Consider the following 17,381-nt stretch of genomic DNA (forward strand, 5'->3'; position numbering starts at 1 on the left):
TCATGGCCGACAACGACACCGTCTCGAGCCTGGCCGACCTCAAGAACCTGACGTCTGCCGCTCCCGCCGCCGCCGCTGAACCCGCCGCCGAAGGCGACGTGGAAGCGCCGGTCGTGCCCGCCGCCCCCACCGCTCCCCTGCGCGACCGCGAAGTCGACGCGTTCGGCCGTTCGTATGCGACCGGCCGCCGCAAGGACGCCGTGGCCCGCGTGTGGCTCAAGCCCGGCAGCGGCAAGATCGTGGTCAATGGCCGCGATCAGGAAGTCTACTTCGCCCGTCCGACCCTGCGTCTGGTGATCAACCAGCCGTTCCAGGTTGCCGGTCGCGAAGGCCAGTACGACATCATCGCCACCGTCAAGGGCGGCGGTCTGTCGGGCCAGGCTGGCGCCGTGAAGCACGGCATCGCCCAGGCTCTCTCGAAGTTCGAACCCGCCCTGCGTGGCGCGGTGAAGGCCGCCGGCTTCCTCACCCGCGACAGCCGCGTGGTGGAACGCAAGAAGTACGGTCGCGCCAAGGCTCGCCGCAGCTTCCAGTTCTCGAAGCGCTGATCGCGCTTCGGACGGAGCTTTCCGTTCGGAACAGAAAAAGGGCCACGCGCAAGCGTGGCCCTTTTTTCGTGCCCAGCCTTGTTTCATGCTTGGGCCTTTTCATGTCCGACGATGCCGCGCCGCCTGCATCAGCATGACAACCATCACCGCCCCGGCCAGCGCGGACACGGCCCCCAGCAGGAACGGCGCCTGATAGCCCGATGTTCCCACCAGATAGCCCGCCGCCGGGCCGGTCGCGCACAGGGCAACATCGGTGAACAGCGAATAGGCCCCGATGGCCGAGCCGCGATTCTGCGGCGGAACCAGATCGACCACGATCATCCCCAGCGCCGGGAAGATCAGAGCGAAGCCAAAGCCCGTCGCCCCCGCACCCAGCGCGGCGATGGATGCGACCGGCGCCTGCCAGACCAGCAGCAGGCCGACGATTTCGATGGCAAGGAAGATCAGGGCCACGCGCAGGCCGCCCAGACGCTCGATCTGGCGCACGAACAGCAGGCGCGAGGCCACGAACGAAAGCCCGAAGGCCGACAGCGCCAGCGGCGCCCCGGCCCAGCCGCGCGCGCTGTAGTCGAGCGCGATGAAGGCCGAGATCGCCCCGAAGCCGATGGCCCCCAGCGCCAGCGCGATCCCGTAAGGCGTGACCCGGCGCAGCACATGGTGGAACGGCATGCGCTGGCTGGCGATGCTGCGCGTGGTCGGCTGCGGCCAGGCAAAGGCAAACCCGGCAATGCCGGTAAGCGCGAGGGCCAGGCCAATGGCCCCGATGCCCCCGATGCCGAACAGCCATGCCCCCAGCGGCGCCCCGGCGGCGATGGCGCCATAGGTCGCCATGCCGTTCCACGAGATCACCCGCGCAGTCAGCGCCGGTTGCGTCCGCGCGATGCCCCAGGCAATCGCGCCGGTGCCGATCATGCTTTCGCCAAAGCCGAGCGCGATGCGGCTGAGAAACAGCGGGACGAGCGCGAGGGACGGGCTGGCCGAGGCCAGATGCGCGGCCCCCAGCGCGGCAATCCCGCTGGCCAGGCAGCAGGCAAAGCCGACGAGGATCGACAGGCGCGGGCCCGCAGTATCGGCCATTGGCCCGACGAGGCCCCGGCTGATGATCGTGGCGACATACTGGATCGAGATGGCCAGACCGGCCAGAACGGTGCTGAAGCCGAGGTCGCGGTGAACCCAGTCGGGCAGGACCGCCAGCGGCAGGCCGACACCCAGATAAGCCAGCGCCGTGCAGGTGACGCTGAGCAGGATTTCGCGGTTGGGATTGGGTGTCGCAGTTTGGGAGACGGCATGAGGGGCCGCCGGCGCGGAGGAGGCGTGGGACATGCCCGCCTCCTAGGCCGGTCGATTTTGTCCGGCAAATGCCCTGCCGTGCAAAGTCCGGCGTACCAGTTGCATGAAATCGAATGCGCGGTGCGCAAACGGGGGCTGATTTTGAAAGGCAAGGAAGAACAAGGGATACCGCAGGGGGCAGGGCCCCCTGCACCCCATGAGCTTTGGACAGGGCAGTGCCTTGGGCTCGGTTGGGTGTGGCAACCGGCCCCGGTTCAGTTGCCTAGTGCGACGACTCCGCCGGTCGATCCGAAGCCGCCCTCGCCGCGCGCGGTTTCGCCCAGATCGTCCACTTCGAGCCAGGTTCCCCGCGTGACCGGGGCCAGCACCAGTTGCGCGATCCGGTCGCCACGGCGGATGGCGAAGCTTTCCTGACCGTGGTTGATCAGGATGATCTTGAGTTCGCCGCGATAGTCGCTGTCGATCGTGCCGGGGGCATTGGGCGCGGAAATGCCATGCTTGAGCGCGAGGCCCGAACGCGGGCGCACCTGGATTTCATAGCCATGGGGGATCGCCAGCGCGAGGCCGGTGGCCACCGCGTGGCGCTGGGCCGGGGCGAGGTCCACGTCTTCGGCGGCCACCACGTCCATGCCGGCGGCGCCTTCGGTCGCATAAGCGGGCAGCGGCAGGCCTTCGCCGTGGGGCAGGCGCTTGAACAGGATCGGCACGGGGGCGGGGTGCGTGGTCATGCGGAGGTTCCGTCTGTGTGGGCAAGAGTGGTGGCGATGCGCGCGATGATCGCTTCGGCCACGGCTTCCTTGGGCATTTCGGGCAGGCTGTCGACCCCGGCCGCGTCGATGATGTGGACGGTGTTGCGCGCGCCCCCCATCACCCCGTCCGAAACGTCGTTGGCGACGATCCAGTCGGCTCCCTTGCGCTGGCGCTTGGCAAGGGCGTGGGGAATGACGTCGTTGGTCTCGGCGGCAAAGCCGACGACCAGTGCGGGGCGGCGCGGCGAGCGGCACAGGCCCGCCAGAATATCGGGGTTTTCGACCAGAGCCAGCGGCGGCGGGGCGCCGGTGCCGTCCTTCTTCAGCTTCTGCCCGGCGGCATCGGCCACGCGCCAGTCGGCAACGGCGGCGACCATGATCGCCACGTCGGCGGGCAGCGCCGCCTCGACGGCGGCGGCCATTTCGCGGGCGGTTTCCACGTCCACCCGGTCGACTCCGGCGGGCGTGGACAGGGTAACCGGGCCGCTTACCAGCGTGACCCGCGCCCCGGCCTTCGCGGCGGCGGCAGCCAGCGCGAAGCCCTGCTTTCCGCTCGACCGGTTGGCGATGTAGCGCACCGGGTCGATCGGCTCGTGGGTGGGGCCCGCCGTGATCAGGACGTGGCGCCCCACCAAAGGACCTGTCCATTGACCCGCCGGCGCGAGGCAGCGCCCGATTTCAGCCCAGACCGCTTCCGGCTCGGGCAGGCGTCCGGGGCCGAATTCGCCGCAGGCCATCGCGCCGACATCGGGTTCCAGCACCTGCACACCCCTTGCGCGCAGCCGCGCGACATTGGCCTGCGTGGCGGCATGTTCCCACATCCGCACGTTCATCGCCGGGACGGCCAGTACCGGCTTGTCGGTCGCCAGCAGCAGCGTGGTCGCCAGATCGTCGGCAATCCCGGCGGCCATGCGCGCCATCAGGTCGGCGGTGGCCGGGCAGACCACCACGAGGTCGGCCTGCCGCGAGAGCTGGATGTGGCCCATCTCAACTTCGTTCTTCAGATCCCACAGCGTGGTGTGGACCGGATTTTCGCTGAGTGCGGCCAGTGTCATCGCGGTGACGAAATGGGCGCCGCCCTCGGTCAGCACGCACGTGACCGAGCCCCCGCCCTTGCGGATCAGGCGGATCAGTTCGCAGGCCTTGTAGGCGGCAATGCCGCCACCGATGATCAGGAGAATGCGGGGAGCGTTCATGGCCCGGCTTGTGCAACCTTGGGGCCCCCGGCGCAAGCGCGCGTGCGACGGGCCCTTGCGACTCGTCCTGCCGGGCGCTTCGGGCGTTGGGGCAAATGCTTTGCGCGCCCGGCAAAAGTTTGTCAGACTTTCGCCGCACCACGCATAATGGCTGGAGAGAATCGATGCATGCGATTCGGTCCCGTTTCATTGCAATCGATTCCGTATCGGCCCGCTCGGTGCTGGCGGTTCTCGTGCTGGTGGCCGGGCTGGCCGATCTGGTGATCGTGGCGTCCTGGCTGGTCACCCCGCATGATGGGGCGAGGCTGGCGCGGGCGGCCCATGGCCTGTCGATCATCCGCGCGCATTGCACCTCGTTTGTCAGCGTGGCGGCGCTGTTCATGATCGCGGGGGGCCTGCGCAAGAGCGGCGACCTGCTGTGGATACCGACTTTCATCTTCATCGGGGCGCTGGCCGAACGGCTGATCAATTTTGTCGTCTTCGGGACTTACCCCGAATGGCTGCTGCCCATGGCGCTCGATACCGCGCATATCGCGCTGCTGATCAGCGCGCGCCGGGTCTGGCAGAGGGATGCCGCCACGCCGGTTTCCGGCGGCTCCTGATCCCCGCTCAGCTTCCCAGCGTGGCGAGCAGGCGCTTGCCCTTGTCGTCGAGCACGTCGGCCAGCGTATAGCGTTCGAGCACCGCGAAAAAGGCTTCCAGCGCCTCGGCCAGCGGATCGGGCAACCCGCAGGCACTCCGCAGCTTGCAATCCCCGCAACCGACGAGGTCGATGGCCCCCTCGGTATGGCGGATCAGGCGCCCCACGTTGATTTCGCCAGCCGGACGGGCCAGCCGCAAGCCCCCGTTGCGCCCCCGCACCGCCTCCACATAGCCGCTGGCCGCCAGATCGCTGGCCACCTTCATCAGGTGGTTCTGCGAAATGTCGTAGGCTTTTGCGATCTCGCCGATCGAGCACAGCCGGTCGGTCCGGGCAGCCAGATAGAGCATCACGCGGACGGCATAATCGGAAAAACGGGTGAGACGCATCGGACCGGACCTTTAAAGATGCATTTTAATTGCATCATTATCGTTCGCCTCATATCTAGCATTCCAGATGCATGATTTCGAGTCGGAAACAGCGCTCAAGGGCAGCGCAAAAGGCAAGGTTCAGAAGCATCGCCATCCCGGCCCGCGTGCCATTCTGAAGGACGTTTCGCATGTTGAATGCCGATCAAACCGCCATCATCAAGGCCACCGTTCCCCTGCTGGAAACCGGAGGCGAGGCGCTGACCACGCATTTCTACAAGACCATGCTCGGTGAATATGCGCAGGTCCGCCCGCTGTTCAACCAGGCCCACCAGGCCCATGGCACCCAGCCGCGCGCGCTGGCCAATGCGGTCCTGAAATATGCCCGGCATATCGACGATCTGGGCGGTCTGGGCGATCTTCCGGCCCAGATCATCCAGAAGCACGTCTCGCTCCAGATCCTGCCCGAACACTATCCCATCGTCGGCACCTGCCTGCTGCGCGCGATCCGCGAGGTGCTGGGGGAAGAGATCGCCACCGATGCCGTCATCGAAGCCTGGGGCGAGGCGTACTGGCAACTCGCCAACATCCTGATCGGCGCCGAGGCGGCGGAATACGAGCGCCTTGCCGCAGCGCCGGGTGGCTGGCGCGGCGCCCGCCCGTTCCGTGTGGCCGACAAGGTCAGGGAAAGCGACGAGATCGTCTCGTTCCACCTCGAACCGGTCGATGGCGGGGCGGTCGTCGCGCACCAGCCGGGGCAGTATCTGGGCCTGAAGCTGGTGGTTGACGGGCAGGAAGTCCGCCGCAACTATTCGCTGTCGCAGGCGGCCAATGGCCGGACCTTGCGCATCAGCGTCAAGCGCGAGCCGGGCGGCGTGGTCTCCAACCACCTGCACGATCATGTCGCGACCGGCGATGTGCTCGATGTCTTCCCGCCCGCAGGTGAGTTCGTCCTGCGCGAAGGCACGGCGCCCCTGGTCCTGATCAGCGGCGGCGTGGGCATCACCCCCACGCTGGCCATGGCCGAGGCCGCGCTCGCGCAGGGCACGCGCGACGTGATCTTCATCCACTATGCCCGCAATGGCGCCGTGCAGGCCTTTGGCCCGACTCTGGCCGCCTGGGCGCAGGCCCACCCGCGCTTTACCGCCCATGTCGTCCTTGAGGCGGAAGCCGGGCGTCCGAGTCTCGAAGCGCTGCGCGGATGGGTTCCGGCTGATGCCGACGCCTATTTCCTTGGTCCCAAGCCGTTCATGGCTGTCGTTGATCAGGCGCTGGCCGCGCTCGGGCTTCCGGTAGAGCGGCGCCATTTTGAATGCTTTGGCCCGTTCGAGGCGCTTGGCTGAATCCGGGCTTTTTCAAAAAACATTGAAGAACAAGGGAGAATGCAGGGGGCACGGCCCCCTGCACCCCATTATCTTTGGACAGGGCGGTGTTTCTGGCCAGGTTGGGTTTGGCGACAACCGGTTCAGGCGGTTTCTTCGAGCGGGACGAATTCGGGGAAGAAAGTGGGCGCGCGGGTCGACCAGGCCGGGGCGGTGGCCGCCGCCTCGCTGATCGACTGGAGCAGGTCCTTGCGGCGCGGCGGGCGGATCTGGGGCAGCGCGGCGGCGCCACAGAAGGCGGCTGGCAGCCAGGGGCGCACGGTTGCGCCCAGCAGGCGCTCGTAGAGGAAGCGATAGGCCGAGAAGCCTTCGAGGCGTTCCTGTCCCAGATCGAACGCGCTCATTTTGATCAGCGCGCCCATGAACGATTCGGTTCCATCGGCGGCAGGCCCTTCGGGCAGCATGGCGCGCAACGGGGCGATGGCCTGGTAGACCTCGTACTGGGTGCGGATGGCGGCGGCCTCGGCCGGGTTGCGCGCCCAGATCGAACAGGCGTCGCGCCGTCCCAGGCCAATATCCAGACTGCGTCGGATATAGCGCTGGGTGGCGGCGGGAAAGGCCGCGAACTCGCGCAGTTCGTTGAGCAGTTGGGTGGCGGTCTGGTTGTGAGTCATGGCGCACTCCGAACGGGGGCCCCTTGCCCGTTGCGGCAAGGTGGGTCCCCGTGTGGAGCAAGGCTAGGCCCGGATAGTTAGGAGCGGGTTAAACCGGCCATGGCGACCGCCCCCGGTGAGGGGTCAACCCAGGCGCCGGTAACGGAAATACCAGACTTCGTGGCCCTGCGCGCGGGCCTTGGCCTCATAGCGCGTTTCGGGCCAGCCGCCGGGACGCTTCTGGAAATCCTGCGGGGTTTCGGCCAGCCAGCGGAAGGTATCGGTATGGCGGCGCATGACCATCAGCGCATGGCGAAGGTAGATCGGATGGTCGGTCCCGAAGCGGAATTCGCCGCCCGGCTTGAGCTTGCGCGCGAAGAGTTCGAGCGGGCCATCGTTCATCATCCGGCGCTTGGCATGGCGGGCCTTGGGCCAGGGATCGGGATGGAGCAGGTAGAGGAACGAGAGCGCGCCGTCGGGTACGCGACCCAGCACTTCGAGCGCATCGCCATGCTGGATCCGCACATTGGGGATCGGCGGACGCGCGCCGTTGTCGCCATCGAGATGGGTGAGCGCCTGGGCCACGCCATTGAGGAACGGCTCGGCGCCGATATAGCCATGGTCGGGCAGCAGGTCGGCGCGGAAGGCCATGTGCTCGCCCCCGCCAAAGCCGATCTCGAAATGGAGCGGGCAATCGCGCCCGAACAGGCGCTGGGCCGTGACCGGCCCTTCGGCCGGCACCGCGATCTGCGGCAGCAGGGTGTCGACCAGCGCCTGCTGGCCCTGACGCAGGGGTTTGCCCTTGGCCCGGCCATAGAGACGGTTGAGCGTGGTCGGATCGCCGGATTTGTAAGCAGTCATGATCTGTAAGCCCTCATCGCCGGGCGCGATGGCAGGGGCGGCGGGCGCGGTCAATAACGCAAAACGGCCCGTCGTGGGAACGGGCCATCTTGGGATCAGTCCGGGGATTGCCGGGCAGAAAGGGTTCAGGCCGCTTCGATGGCGGTCATGTCGTCGGGATCGCGCAGCACATAGCCGCGGCCCCAGACGGTCTCGATGTAGTTTTCGCCGCCGCAGGCATGGGCCAGCTTCTTGCGCAGCTTGCAGATGAACACGTCGATGATCTTGAGTTCGGGCTCGTCCATGCCGCCATAGAGGTGGTTGAGGAACATTTCCTTGGTCAGCGTGGTGCCCTTGCGCAGCGAGAGCAGCTCGAGCATCGCATATTCCTTGCCCGTCAGGTGGACGCGGGCGCTGTCGACCTCGACCGTCTTGGCGTCGAGGTTGACCGAAAGCTTGCCGGTGCGGATGACCGACTGCGAATGACCCTTGGAACGGCGCACCACGGCGTGGATGCGGGCGATCAGTTCCTCGCGGTGGAACGGCTTGGTCACGTAGTCGTCGGCGCCGAAGCCGAACGAGCGGACCTTGGAGTCCATCTCGGAAATGCCCGAGAGGATCAGCACCGGGGTCTGGACCTTGGCGACGCGCAGCTTCTTGAGCACGTCGTACCCGTGCATGTCGGGCAGGTTGAGGTCGAGAAGGATGATGTCGTAATCGTAGAGCTTGCCGAGATCGAGGCCTTCTTCCCCCAGGTCGGTGGAATAGACGTTGAAGCCTTCGGCCGTCAGCATGAGTTCGATAGCCTTGGCCGTGGCCGGCTCATCCTCGATCAGCAGCACGCGCATGGATCTGCCCCTTCTTGCCATTTCCCGGCATTCTTCCCTGCGGACGATGCTTCGCAAGGATCTTGTCCGTCATTAACCATAGGACCAGTGAACATAAAAGGTTAATTTAACGTAAGCACTGGCCCCGTGTCGGCAGCCGCAGCCCCCAAGCTGCCGCGCTGATCCGAACATGCGACAGGCATGCTTGTCCTCCCTGTGGATCCGCCAGAGTTCTGGCTGGAAAGCATGGCCTGACGCCAACTTATGGGGGCAGGGTTAATGCAGAGAGCACCATGGGCATGGGGAAAATCCGCATGGACCGAGGGGTGTCCCGCCCGCTCCTGAGCGCACAGGGCCACCCATCGTTTTATCAAAGCTTTACAATTCAGTTCGATGGACCCGGCGTGGTCCGTCAGTTCTCCGATACGCCCAGCCGCGCGGCGGCATCGCGCAGCTTGGCGGCTTCGGCGGGGCGGGTGCGGAAGGCGGCCAGGCCCTCGGCCAGCGCCTTGCGGGCACGGGCTGGTTCGTTCTGGTGAACGCGGCTGCGAATCAGCAGGATCCAGCCATCGACATTGGCCGGATTGCGCGCGAGGCGGGCTTCAAGGCCATCGACCATGCCGCGCGCCATGGCATCCTTGGCGCCGCTGGCCGCGCTCGCCACCCCGCTCTGGCGGGGGCCCGAGGCGGTCTTGAGTTCGGCGCTGGCCGGGCCGGGCAGCGCGCCTTTCCGGCGCTCGGCGGCCTTGGTGTGGGCGGCCTCCTTGGCGACCTTGGGGCTGCGGGCTTCGGCATCGGCGATGGCGAGGCGCTTTTCGACCTCGATATGATGGCGCTTGCCCACGCTGCGGATCACCGCGCGGATGTCGGAGGCATAAGGCGCGTCGGGCGGCGTCTCGCTGAGCTGGGCGAACCAGGCGCGCAGCGCGCGGCGATGCTGCCCCGCCAGATCGAGCGAGAGCGCCCTGAAATAGCGCGCGCGCGGGTTCTTGGGATCGAGCGCAAGGGCCTTGTCGAAGGCCAGCCGCGCCGCGCGCGGCATCTGGCCTTCGTGGTTGTTGGCCAGGACCAGCGCCTCGCCCAGGAACGAGAACGTCTCGGCATGTTCGGGGTCGAGCGCGGTGGCCTTGCGCAGCGCGCGCGCGGCGTCCTTGTAGCGCTCGTTCTGGAAATAGGCCCAGCCCAGCATGCGCCAGCCCTGCACGTCGTCCTTCTTTTCGGCGAGGCGCTCTTCCATGCGGGTGATCGTGTCGTCGACCACGGGCGAAGGCTCGGGCGTGGGGGTCGGATCGGGGGCGGCCCCTGCCCCGGCATTAGCCCCGGACCCGGCACTGGTACCGGCTGGCGCCGCGGGAACCACGGCGGCGGCGCTGGCGCTGGCATCGACCATGGGAGGGGCGCTGTCGAAGACCACCGGGGTCATTTCCGGGCGCGGCGGTTCGGCCACGGCGGCGGCCAGTTCGGCCGGGCGCTGGGCGCGATAGATGCCGATGCCCCCGCCGATGATCGCCGCCACCGACACCACCCCGATCGCCGCGTTGCGCCAGATCTGCGGCGCGGGCGTTGCGCTCTGGGGGGTCTGGTCGGCCTTGCTCATCATGTGCTCCCTCGCGCCGGGCCAAGGGGCCAGGCTCGCGTGTCGCTGCGCGCATTATCGCGCGGGCCCCGACGTGGTCAACGGAACCCTGCCGATAGGTTCACTTCGGCTATTTCACCCGCGCCAGGGCCTTTTGCCGCCGCCGCTGGACCGAACTGCCCAGCCCGATTGCCTCGCGGTACTTGGCCACCGTGCGCCGCGCCAGATCGAACCCGCGCGCCTTGAGCAGATCGACCAGGGCATCGTCGGACAGGATCGCGCGCGGATCTTCGGCATCGATCAACTGGCGGATCGATGCCTTGACCGCTTCGGCCGAAACGGCCCCGTCGCCATCGGCCGAAGCCACGCCCGAGGTGAAGAAGTATTTGAGTTCGAACGTGCCGCGCTGGCATTGCAGGTACTTGTTCGAGGTGACGCGGCTGATCGTGCTCTCGTGCATGGAGACCGCCTCGGCCACGGTGCGCAAGGTCAGCGGGCGCAAGTGCGAGACGCCGTGGCGAAAGAAGCCGTCCTGATGCTTCACGATCTGCGCGGCGACCTTGAGGATGGTTTTCTGTCGCTGGTCGAGCGCCTTGACCAGCCAGTTGGCGTCGGCCAGCTTCTCGCCCAGCCAGGCCCGTGCCTCCTTGCCCCCGCACGAGCGGCGCATCTGCGTGTAATAGCTGCGGTTGACCAGCAGGCGCGGCAAGGTGGCCTGGTTGAGCGCGATGGTCCAGCCGCCCCCGTTCTCGCCGCTTTCGTCCTTGCCGTCGCGGTCGGCCTCTTGCGGGGCGGGATAGACGAGGATGTCGGGCGTGACCGTTTCGACCGGGCTGCCGCCAAACCGCAGGCCGGGCTTGGGATCATAGCCGCGCAGTTCGGCCAGCATTCCGGCAAAATCCTCGTCGTCGGCCCCGCACAGCCGCTTGAGCCGGGCCAGTTCGCCCCGGCCCAGCAGGTCCAGATTGTCGAGCAGGCGGGCCATCAGCGGGTCGTAGCGATCCGCCTCGCGCGCCTGAAGCGCGAGGCACTCGCCCAGCGTGCGTGCGCCCACGCCCGTGGGATCGAGCGCCTGCACGAGTGCGAGTGCCCGCTCCACGTCGGCCAGTGGCAGGGCCAGCGTCTCGGCCACTTCGGCCAGCGGCATGCGCAAGTAGCCCGCCTCGTCGAGCTGGTCGATCAGCCAGCGTGCCACGAACAGCGCGCCGGAATCGGATGTCGTCGCGCCGATCTGGGTGTGGAGATGCTCGGCCAGGCTGGGGCTGCCGGCGCCGCGCTCGTCGATGGCCAGCCCCGGCCCCTCGCCCGATGCGCCCGATGCGCTGCCCATCGCCCCGATCCCCGGATCGGTGAAGGCGCCCTCTTCGCCGGGCCCATCGATGCCGGCATCACCGGGCAGGGTTGCGGTATGGGCCGCTGCATGCGCTCCTGCATGCAGGCCATCCCCGGTGTCGCGGTCGGTGTCGAGCGCCGACACGTCGATGTCGAGCGGGCGGTCCTGCGCGGCCATGCCCTCGCCGACAAGCTGGTCGACGGGGCTGGTTTCGAGATGGGTGCGGCGCGTGCCCTCATCCCCGTTCCCGAAGGCCTCGCCGTGGGTGTCCTCGAACGGCGCACGCTCGGCGATTTCGAGCAGGGGGTTGGCCTCGATCGCCTCGCCGATGAAGGTTTCCACCTCGAGGTTGGACAGCGCCAGCAGCTTGATCGCCTGCTGGAGCTGCGGGGTCATCACCAGCGATTGCGACTGGCGGATGTCGAGGCGGGGGCCCAGTGCCATGAACCGGGACTAGCCGCCGATGGTAAAGAAAGGACGCGCGCGCGCGCTGCTCACAGCGTGAAACCCTCACCCAGATAGAGGCGGCGCACATTGGGATCGGCCACGAGCGCCTCGGGGCTGCCCGAGAACAGCACCTGCCCGCCATAGATGATGCAGGCGCGGTCCACGATGTCGAGCGTCTCGCGCACGTTGTGGTCGGTGATCAGGACGCCGATTCCGCGCTTTTTGAGGTCTTTCACCAGATCGCGGATATCGCTGATCGAGAGCGGGTCGATCCCCGCGAAAGGTTCGTCGAGCAGGATGATCGAGGGCCGCGCGGCCAGCGCGCGGGCGATCTCGCAGCGGCGGCGTTCCCCGCCCGAAAGCGCCATCGACGGGCTGTTGCGCAGGCGCTGGAGGCCGAATTCGTCGAGCAGGCGGTCGAGTTCCTCCTCGCGGGTGGCCTTGTCGGGCTCGACCAGTTCGAGCACGGTGGCGATGTTCTGTTCGACCGTCATCCCGCGGAAAATCGAGGTTTCCTGTGGCAGGTAGCCCAGCCCGAGGATCGCGCGGCGATACATCGGCAGGCGGGTGATATCGACGCCATCGAGCAGGATGCGCCCCGAATCCGGACGAACCAGGCCCATGATCGAATAGAAGCACGTCGTCTTGCCCGCGCCATTGGGGCCGAGCAGGCCAAGCACCTCGCCCTTGCCGACCGAAAGCGAGATGTCGGTCAGCACCGCGCGCTTGTCGTAGGACTTGGCGATGGAAACCACCTCCAGCCCGCCCTGGGGGATGGCAGGGGACGCACCTGTTTCAGGATGGGCGGCAAGAACGGAGGGAGAGCCAGTCATGGCTGCGTTCATAGCCCGGTCGGGCCTTCGGGCAAACCCCGTGTGCGTGCCCATATGCGCGAATCTGGCGCGATCCCTGCCGGTTCTTTTCAGCGCCGGTTCTTTCAGCGCCGGTTCTCTCAACGTCAGTTCTTTCCATGCTGGCGCCTGGGGCGGGCCGTCCTTGCCTTGCGCCTGCCGGGCATGCATGGTCTTATGGCCGGGAGACGGGTTGATGAAGGGCAGACGGGCCATGGGCACCATGAACGAGGCCGTGAGCAGCGCCATGAACAAGGATGGCTCCATGGCCGAGGCCGAGCGTCATGTTCGCCTCGAACGCGGGTACAAGCGTGTCAGCGATGCGGTGGCCTATGGCCTGCTCGTCTATACCGCGCTCCAGATCTTCATGACGATGCACGCGGTCGAGTCCGAAGAGGACACGATGCTGCCGACCTTCGCGCTGGTCGTGCTGGTGGCCGCGATCATCCCGCTCTACCGCCGTTTCGAAAAGCGCTGGGAAACGCGCGCGCCCCTGCTGATCGAGACACCCGACCATTTCGAGGCGGTCTTGCGCCGCACGCTTGCGGGAATCTGGACCGTCTCGATCGGCCTGCCGCTGCTGGTCACCGCGCTGATCAAGGCCATCGCCGCTTTTGCCTGATACCCCCGACCTGCCCCGACTTGATTGCCCCAACCGGACACAGCGGCTAAGCGCCGTGGCACCCCGGCCACCCCGGCGGGGACGAAGTGGAGTACCCCGATGTTGACCCCCGCCCAAGCCCAGGAGCGTTGCGAGGCCCTGATCGACCGTGCCCGGCGGGCCGGGGCCGAGGCGGGCGACGTGGTCTATCTGGCCAATGCCTCGGAAAGCGTGAGCGTGCGGCTGGGCGCGCTGGAGGATGTCGAGCGTTCGGAAGCCGAGCATATCGGGCTGCGCGTCTTCGTCGGCGGGGCTTCGGCCTCGATCGGATCGACCGACATGGGCGATGCCGCGCTTGACGAACTGGCCGCGCGGGCCGTGGCGATGGCCCGTGCCGCGCCGGTCGACCGCTTTGCCGGGCTGGCCGACGCCGCCCTGCTGGCCCATGCCCCGTTCCCCGATCTCGATCTCGACGATCCGGCCGAGCCGCGCCCGCAGGATCTGCGCCGCCTTGCGCAAGAGGCCGAGGATGCCGCCCGCGCGGTGCCCGGTGTCACCAACAGCGAGGGCGCGGGCGCGGGGTCCGGGCGCGGGGTCGTGGCGCTGGCCACCAGCCATGGCTTTTCGGGGGCCTATGCCGCCACCAGCCACAGCATTTCGGCAAGCGTGATTGCGGGGGAAGACGGCGCGCTCCAGCGCGACCACGCGTGGCGCAGCGCGCGCTTTGCCGCTGACCTGCCCGATCCGGCCCTGATCGGCCGCGAGGCGGGCCTGCGCACGGTGGCCCGCGTCAATCCGGGGCGGGTGAAGAGCGGGGCCATGCCGGTCGTGTTCGATCCGCGCGTGGGCAGTTCGCTGGTCGGGCACCTGCTGGGCGCGATCACCGGGGCGGCGATTGCCCGCCGCGCGAGCTTCCTGCTCGACCGCGACGGCGCGCAACTGTTCGATTCATCGATCACCATTTCCGATGATCCGCTGCGCCCGCGCGGGTTGCGCTCGCGCCCGTTCGATGGCGAAGGCCTGCCCACCGCGCCGCGCAAGCTGGTCGAGGGTGGACGGCTGACCGGCTGGCTGATGGAATCGGCCTCGGCCCGCCAGCTTGGCCTGGCCCCTACCGGCCACGCCTCGCGCGGGGGCTCGGGTGCGCCGCATGTCACGACGGGCAATATCGTCCTCGAACCGGGCTGCGTCAGCCGCGAGGCCCTGCTCGCCGACATTGTCGACGGGGTCTATGTGACCGAACTGATCGGCAATGGCGTCAATGGCGTGACCGGCGATTACAGCCGGGGCGCGGCAGGCTTCCGCATCGTCAACGGCGAACTGGCCGGGCCGATTGCCGAATTCACCGTGGCGGGCAACCTGATCGACATGTTCGCGGCGATGGTTGCCGCCGATGACCTCGAAATCCAGCGCGGGATCGATGTTCCCACCTTGCGCGTCGACGGGATGAGCGTGGCGGGCGACTGACCGGCCCGCCTTCTTCAGCCCCAGGCTGAACAGGCCGGGTCCCCGTTCACGACAAGACGGCGCAGCGCGGCACGGGCAAGGCGTTCCACCTCGACCTTGCGCCGCGCCGCCGCGAGCGGCAGGCTGGGCGCGGGCCGCAGGATTTCCGCGTCATAGCCATCGGCCACGATGATCCCGCAGGCCTCGGGCCGGAAGGCGGCGTCTTCGAGCACCGCGCGGTCGAGATGGGGCGCCAGCCCCCAGTAGAACCGGTCGCAATGATCGAGATAGTCGGTCCACTTGGCGTCGCCCAGCAGATCGGCGCGGCTGACCTTGATCTCCACGATTACCACCCGCCCCTTTGCGTCGACCCCCATCAGGTCGGCCCGGCGGCCATTGCGCAACGGCATTTCGGGCAGGCACCAGATGCCGTTGCGGGCAAACAGCCTGCCGATCCCCCGCGCCACGGCCAGCGCCTCGCGCGCGAAAACGGTGTCTTCACCGGGCCCGGAATCAGGCCCGGCAGGAGAGAGCGGAGAAAGCGGCGAATCGTCCATGACGCCAGAATAGGAACATAGAGCGAACGCGTAAAGCATCCAGCCTCATGCAAAAACCGCTGGCAAGCCCTGCCCACCACTGCTAGGGCGCCATTTCAGGCACCCGTAGCTCAGCTGGATAGAGCGTTGCCCTCCGAAGGCAAAGGCCACAGGTTCGAATCCTGTCGGGTGCGCCAATTCCAAGGGAATTGGCAATTGTGTGTGCCGGGCCGGCACCAGTCTTCCTGTCAGATCCCGAAATCAGGCGGCCATAGATCAGGCGGCCAGCGCGGTTGCGTCCACCACCACGCGGTTGCGGCCATTGCGCTTGGCAGCATAGAGCGCCGCGTCGGCGGTCTTGACCAGCATCGCGCCCTCGCGGTCCATCCCGTCGGACCAGGTGGCCACGCCAAACGACATCGTGACCGAGCCCAGCGTGCGCCCGCCCTGACGCACGGTGACCAGGCTGATCGCTTCGCGCACTTCCTCCACGCGCGCCTGCAATACGGTGGCATCCGTGGCCGGGGCGATGATCACGAATTCTTCCCCGCCAAAGCGGCAGACCACATCGCCATCGCGGAAGCGGCGGCGCAGTTCGGCGGCCACGGTCTGCAAGACCTGATCGCCTGCGTCGTGGCCGAATTCGTCGTTGAAGCGCTTGAAATGGTCGACATCGCACATGACCAGACTGAGCGGCGCGCCCGAGCGCGAGGCGCGCGCGATTTCGAGCGACAGCGTCTCTTCCAGGTAGCGGCGGTTGAACAGCCCGGTGAGGGGATCGCGGATGGTCTGTTCGCGCAGGCCCCGCTGAAGCCGGTGATTGACCAGGGCCGAGGCGATGTTTTCGCTCAACACCGCGAGGCGGAAGCGGTTTTCAGTGTCGATCGTGCCCTTGAGATAGAGCACGCCGATCACTTCGCCCCCGGCCAGCAGCGGTTCGCAGTGGTAATGGTCGGTCTGGGAACCGACATGCGGACAGACGATGTCCGAGCCGGGTTCGTCGACGAAATGGCTTTGGCCGCGGCGCAGGGCCCAGCATTCCTCGGGCGCGAAATTGCCCTGGGCCAGTTCGAGCCCGCCCCAGGTGGCCGTGGCCACCAGCAGGTTGCGCGAATTGTTGTGGACGTACAACGCGCCGGGAATATGGGGCAGGACGCGCGGCACGAAGACGCGAATGATCGCGGCCAGTTCCTCGTCGGTGCGGGCAGCCTGCATGCGATGGGCCATGCCGCCCAGAATTTCGATCACTTCGCCGCGTTCGCGCAAGGTCTGCGCGTTGTGGCTCAGGGCGTCGTTGGCCGCTTCGAGGTTGTCGTGCGCCTTGACCTGATCGGCCAGGGCCAGCTCCAGTTCGTCGGCCATGGCGTTGTAGCCCTGGGCCAACTGGCTGAATTCACTCGATCCCATGTCGCCGGTGATGCGCGCCTTGCGCTCGCCCGCGCCCAGTTGGCCCATGACCTCGATCATCGCGCCTGCCGGCTGGCGGATGCGCCGGATCAGCGAGCGGGCCATCATGACCAGGAAGAGCAGCGTGAGCGGGGTTCCCACCGCCGCGAGCCACAGGATCACCCGGAGCAGGCGTTCGACCTTGTCCATCCGCGTGGCGGCCAGATCGCGTTCATCGAGCACGAGATCGCCGATCTTGCCATCGACCAGCTGCATCAGCATGAGCCCGCGCCCGGTCGCCACGAAATCGCGCGCGGCGACGAAACTGCCGTTGCCGGTCAGCCGGGCCGAGGCTTGCAAAATCGCGATCCGCTCGCCCACGAGGGTCTCTATCTGGCGGGCGCGGGTGTTCTGCGTGGGGTTGTCGGCGGTCAGGCGGGCCAGCGTTGCCGCTTCCCGGCGGGCCGAGCCCAGAGCCCGCTCGACCGACTCGGCAAATTCGGGGTTCTGCGTGAGGATGAAACCGCGCTGGCCCGATTCCGCCTCGCGCAGGGTGCTCACCACGCGGTTGGCCGAGCGCAAGACTTGCGAGGAATGGTCAACCCAGGTCAGGCTGTCGTGCATTTCCATGGTCACGCCCACCAGCGCCCCGGCCAGCCCTGTCGTCAGGATGCCCAGCAGGGTACACAGCATGAGGATGCGATGGGACAACGACCCGATCAAAGGGGGCTCCAGGCAGGCGTTTGCAGGATCGCCGACTGTAGCGATAAGA

17 protein-coding genes and 1 tRNA gene are annotated in these 17,381 nt (G+C 67.5%); 6 read left to right on the top strand and 12 right to left on the bottom strand.

The window, feature by feature from the left end; translation table 11 throughout:
• Window positions 1-2: 2 nt before the first annotated feature.
• Complete coding sequence (rpsI, locus tag SBI20_RS11300) at window positions 3-548, top strand: 30S ribosomal protein S9 (protein WP_317975129.1); 546 nt, start codon at window positions 3-5, stop codon at window positions 546-548.
• A gap of 99 nt (window positions 549-647) precedes the next feature.
• Here the strand turns inward: rpsI and SBI20_RS11305 are convergent, their stop codons facing one another.
• From SBI20_RS11305 to coaBC, 3 genes are all read right to left on the bottom strand, one after another.
• A complete protein-coding gene (locus SBI20_RS11305; protein ID WP_317975130.1) occupies window positions 648-1,871 on the bottom strand; it encodes an MFS transporter in 1,224 nt (407 codons plus the stop codon).
• Window positions 1,872-2,092: 221 nt separating this feature from the next.
• Entirely contained in the window at window positions 2,093-2,566 is a 474-nt protein-coding gene (gene dut / locus SBI20_RS11310) for a dUTP diphosphatase (RefSeq protein ID WP_317975131.1), read from the bottom strand.
• Entirely contained in the window at window positions 2,563-3,783 is a 1,221-nt protein-coding gene (gene coaBC / locus SBI20_RS11315; RefSeq protein WP_317975132.1) for a bifunctional phosphopantothenoylcysteine decarboxylase/phosphopantothenate--cysteine ligase CoaBC, read from the bottom strand. Before coaBC ends, dut begins: the two co-directional genes overlap by 4 nt.
• 164 nt (window positions 3,784-3,947) lie before the next feature.
• Here coaBC and SBI20_RS11320 point away from each other — a divergent pair, with 164 nt between their 5' ends.
• The gene (locus SBI20_RS11320; RefSeq protein WP_317975133.1) at window positions 3,948-4,385 is read left to right on the top strand and encodes a hypothetical protein; all 438 of its coding nucleotides are present in this window, start codon (window positions 3,948-3,950) and stop codon (window positions 4,383-4,385) included.
• Window positions 4,386-4,392: 7 nt separating this feature from the next.
• Here SBI20_RS11320 and SBI20_RS11325 read toward each other — a convergent pair whose 3' ends face one another.
• Window positions 4,393-4,812, bottom strand: coding sequence for an RrF2 family transcriptional regulator (locus SBI20_RS11325; protein ID WP_317975134.1), 420 nt, complete (start codon window positions 4,810-4,812; stop codon window positions 4,393-4,395).
• A 170-nt stretch (window positions 4,813-4,982) separates the two neighbouring features.
• On the opposite strand from SBI20_RS11325, the gene hmpA reads away from it, so the two are divergent.
• Window positions 4,983-6,134 (top strand): NO-inducible flavohemoprotein, encoded by a 1,152-nt coding sequence (gene hmpA / locus SBI20_RS11330; RefSeq protein WP_317975135.1) that lies wholly within the window; start codon window positions 4,983-4,985, stop codon window positions 6,132-6,134.
• Window positions 6,135-6,256: 122 nt separating this feature from the next.
• On the opposite strand, the gene SBI20_RS11335 is transcribed toward hmpA, so the two are convergent.
• The 6 genes from SBI20_RS11335 to lptB all read right to left on the bottom strand — a co-directional run bounded on the left by SBI20_RS11335 (window position 6,257) and on the right by lptB (window position 12,622).
• Window positions 6,257-6,787: a hypothetical protein gene (locus tag SBI20_RS11335; protein WP_317975136.1), complete on the bottom strand. Its 531-nt coding sequence runs from the start codon at window positions 6,785-6,787 to the stop codon at window positions 6,257-6,259.
• Between the two features lie 123 nt (window positions 6,788-6,910).
• The gene (gene trmB / locus SBI20_RS11340) at window positions 6,911-7,627 is read right to left on the bottom strand and encodes a tRNA (guanine(46)-N(7))-methyltransferase TrmB (protein WP_317975137.1); all 717 of its coding nucleotides are present in this window, start codon (window positions 7,625-7,627) and stop codon (window positions 6,911-6,913) included.
• Between the two features lie 125 nt (window positions 7,628-7,752).
• Entirely contained in the window at window positions 7,753-8,454 is a 702-nt protein-coding gene (gene ctrA / locus SBI20_RS11345) for a response regulator transcription factor CtrA (protein WP_317975138.1), read from the bottom strand.
• A 391-nt stretch (window positions 8,455-8,845) separates the two neighbouring features.
• Complete coding sequence (locus tag SBI20_RS11350; RefSeq protein WP_317975139.1) at window positions 8,846-10,033, bottom strand: tetratricopeptide repeat protein; 1,188 nt, start codon at window positions 10,031-10,033, stop codon at window positions 8,846-8,848.
• A 106-nt stretch (window positions 10,034-10,139) separates the two neighbouring features.
• Window positions 10,140-11,786, bottom strand: coding sequence for an RNA polymerase factor sigma-54 (gene rpoN, locus SBI20_RS11355; protein ID WP_317975140.1), 1,647 nt, complete (start codon window positions 11,784-11,786; stop codon window positions 10,140-10,142).
• Between the two features lie 50 nt (window positions 11,787-11,836).
• Window positions 11,837-12,622: an LPS export ABC transporter ATP-binding protein gene (gene lptB, locus SBI20_RS11360; protein ID WP_317975141.1), complete on the bottom strand. Its 786-nt coding sequence runs from the start codon at window positions 12,620-12,622 to the stop codon at window positions 11,837-11,839.
• 232 nt (window positions 12,623-12,854) lie between these two features.
• Between lptB and SBI20_RS11365 the strand changes: the two genes are divergently transcribed.
• A complete protein-coding gene (locus SBI20_RS11365; RefSeq protein WP_317975142.1) occupies window positions 12,855-13,262 on the top strand; it encodes a hypothetical protein in 408 nt (135 codons plus the stop codon).
• A 99-nt stretch (window positions 13,263-13,361) separates the two neighbouring features.
• Window positions 13,362-14,708 (top strand): TldD/PmbA family protein, encoded by a 1,347-nt coding sequence (locus SBI20_RS11370; RefSeq protein ID WP_317975143.1) that lies wholly within the window; start codon window positions 13,362-13,364, stop codon window positions 14,706-14,708.
• 14 nt (window positions 14,709-14,722) lie between these two features.
• Here the strand turns inward: SBI20_RS11370 and SBI20_RS11375 are convergent, their stop codons facing one another.
• Window positions 14,723-15,244 (bottom strand): MmcB family DNA repair protein, encoded by a 522-nt coding sequence (locus tag SBI20_RS11375; protein WP_317975144.1) that lies wholly within the window; start codon window positions 15,242-15,244, stop codon window positions 14,723-14,725.
• A gap of 99 nt (window positions 15,245-15,343) precedes the next feature.
• Between SBI20_RS11375 and SBI20_RS11380 the strand changes: the two genes are divergently transcribed.
• Window positions 15,344-15,420: transfer RNA gene (locus SBI20_RS11380), tRNA-Arg, on the top strand.
• 79 nt (window positions 15,421-15,499) lie between these two features.
• Here SBI20_RS11380 and SBI20_RS11385 read toward each other — a convergent pair.
• Window positions 15,500-17,302, bottom strand: a complete 1,803-nt coding sequence (locus SBI20_RS11385; RefSeq protein WP_317976117.1) for a diguanylate cyclase — start codon at window positions 17,300-17,302, stop codon at window positions 15,500-15,502.
• Window positions 17,303-17,381 lie beyond the last annotated feature (79 nt).

This window comes from Novosphingobium sp. IK01, from assembly GCF_033242265.1.
GTDB classification, from domain to species: Bacteria; Pseudomonadota; Alphaproteobacteria; order Sphingomonadales; family Sphingomonadaceae; genus Novosphingobium; species Novosphingobium pituita.

Excerpts from the sequence above, each read along its gene's own strand:
- SBI20_RS11320 (WP_317975133.1), top strand. The coding sequence starts at position 3,948 with ATGCATGCGATTCGGTCCCGTTTCATTGCAATCGATTCCGTATCGGCC.
- trmB (WP_317975137.1), bottom strand. The coding sequence starts at position 7,627 with ATGACTGCTTACAAATCCGGCGATCCGACCACGCTCAACCGTCTCTAT.
- SBI20_RS11325 (WP_317975134.1), bottom strand. The coding sequence starts at position 4,812 with ATGCGTCTCACCCGTTTTTCCGATTATGCCGTCCGCGTGATGCTCTAT.
- lptB (WP_317975141.1), bottom strand. The coding sequence starts at position 12,622 with ATGACTGGCTCTCCCTCCGTTCTTGCCGCCCATCCTGAAACAGGTGCG.
- SBI20_RS11375 (WP_317975144.1), bottom strand. The coding sequence starts at position 15,244 with ATGGACGATTCGCCGCTTTCTCCGCTCTCTCCTGCCGGGCCTGATTCC.
- rpsI (WP_317975129.1), top strand. The coding sequence starts at position 3 with ATGGCCGACAACGACACCGTCTCGAGCCTGGCCGACCTCAAGAACCTG.
- SBI20_RS11335 (WP_317975136.1), bottom strand. The coding sequence starts at position 6,787 with ATGACTCACAACCAGACCGCCACCCAACTGCTCAACGAACTGCGCGAG.
- SBI20_RS11350 (WP_317975139.1), bottom strand. The coding sequence starts at position 10,033 with ATGATGAGCAAGGCCGACCAGACCCCCCAGAGCGCAACGCCCGCGCCG.
- dut (WP_317975131.1), bottom strand. The coding sequence starts at position 2,566 with ATGACCACGCACCCCGCCCCCGTGCCGATCCTGTTCAAGCGCCTGCCC.
- SBI20_RS11370 (WP_317975143.1), top strand. The coding sequence starts at position 13,362 with ATGTTGACCCCCGCCCAAGCCCAGGAGCGTTGCGAGGCCCTGATCGAC.
- rpoN (WP_317975140.1), bottom strand. The coding sequence starts at position 11,786 with ATGGCACTGGGCCCCCGCCTCGACATCCGCCAGTCGCAATCGCTGGTG.
- SBI20_RS11305 (WP_317975130.1), bottom strand. The coding sequence starts at position 1,871 with ATGTCCCACGCCTCCTCCGCGCCGGCGGCCCCTCATGCCGTCTCCCAA.
- coaBC (WP_317975132.1), bottom strand. The coding sequence starts at position 3,783 with ATGAACGCTCCCCGCATTCTCCTGATCATCGGTGGCGGCATTGCCGCC.
- SBI20_RS11365 (WP_317975142.1), top strand. The coding sequence starts at position 12,855 with ATGGGCACCATGAACGAGGCCGTGAGCAGCGCCATGAACAAGGATGGC.
- SBI20_RS11385 (WP_317976117.1), bottom strand. The coding sequence starts at position 17,302 with ATGCTGTGTACCCTGCTGGGCATCCTGACGACAGGGCTGGCCGGGGCG.
- hmpA (WP_317975135.1), top strand. The coding sequence starts at position 4,983 with ATGTTGAATGCCGATCAAACCGCCATCATCAAGGCCACCGTTCCCCTG.
- ctrA (WP_317975138.1), bottom strand. The coding sequence starts at position 8,454 with ATGCGCGTGCTGCTGATCGAGGATGAGCCGGCCACGGCCAAGGCTATC.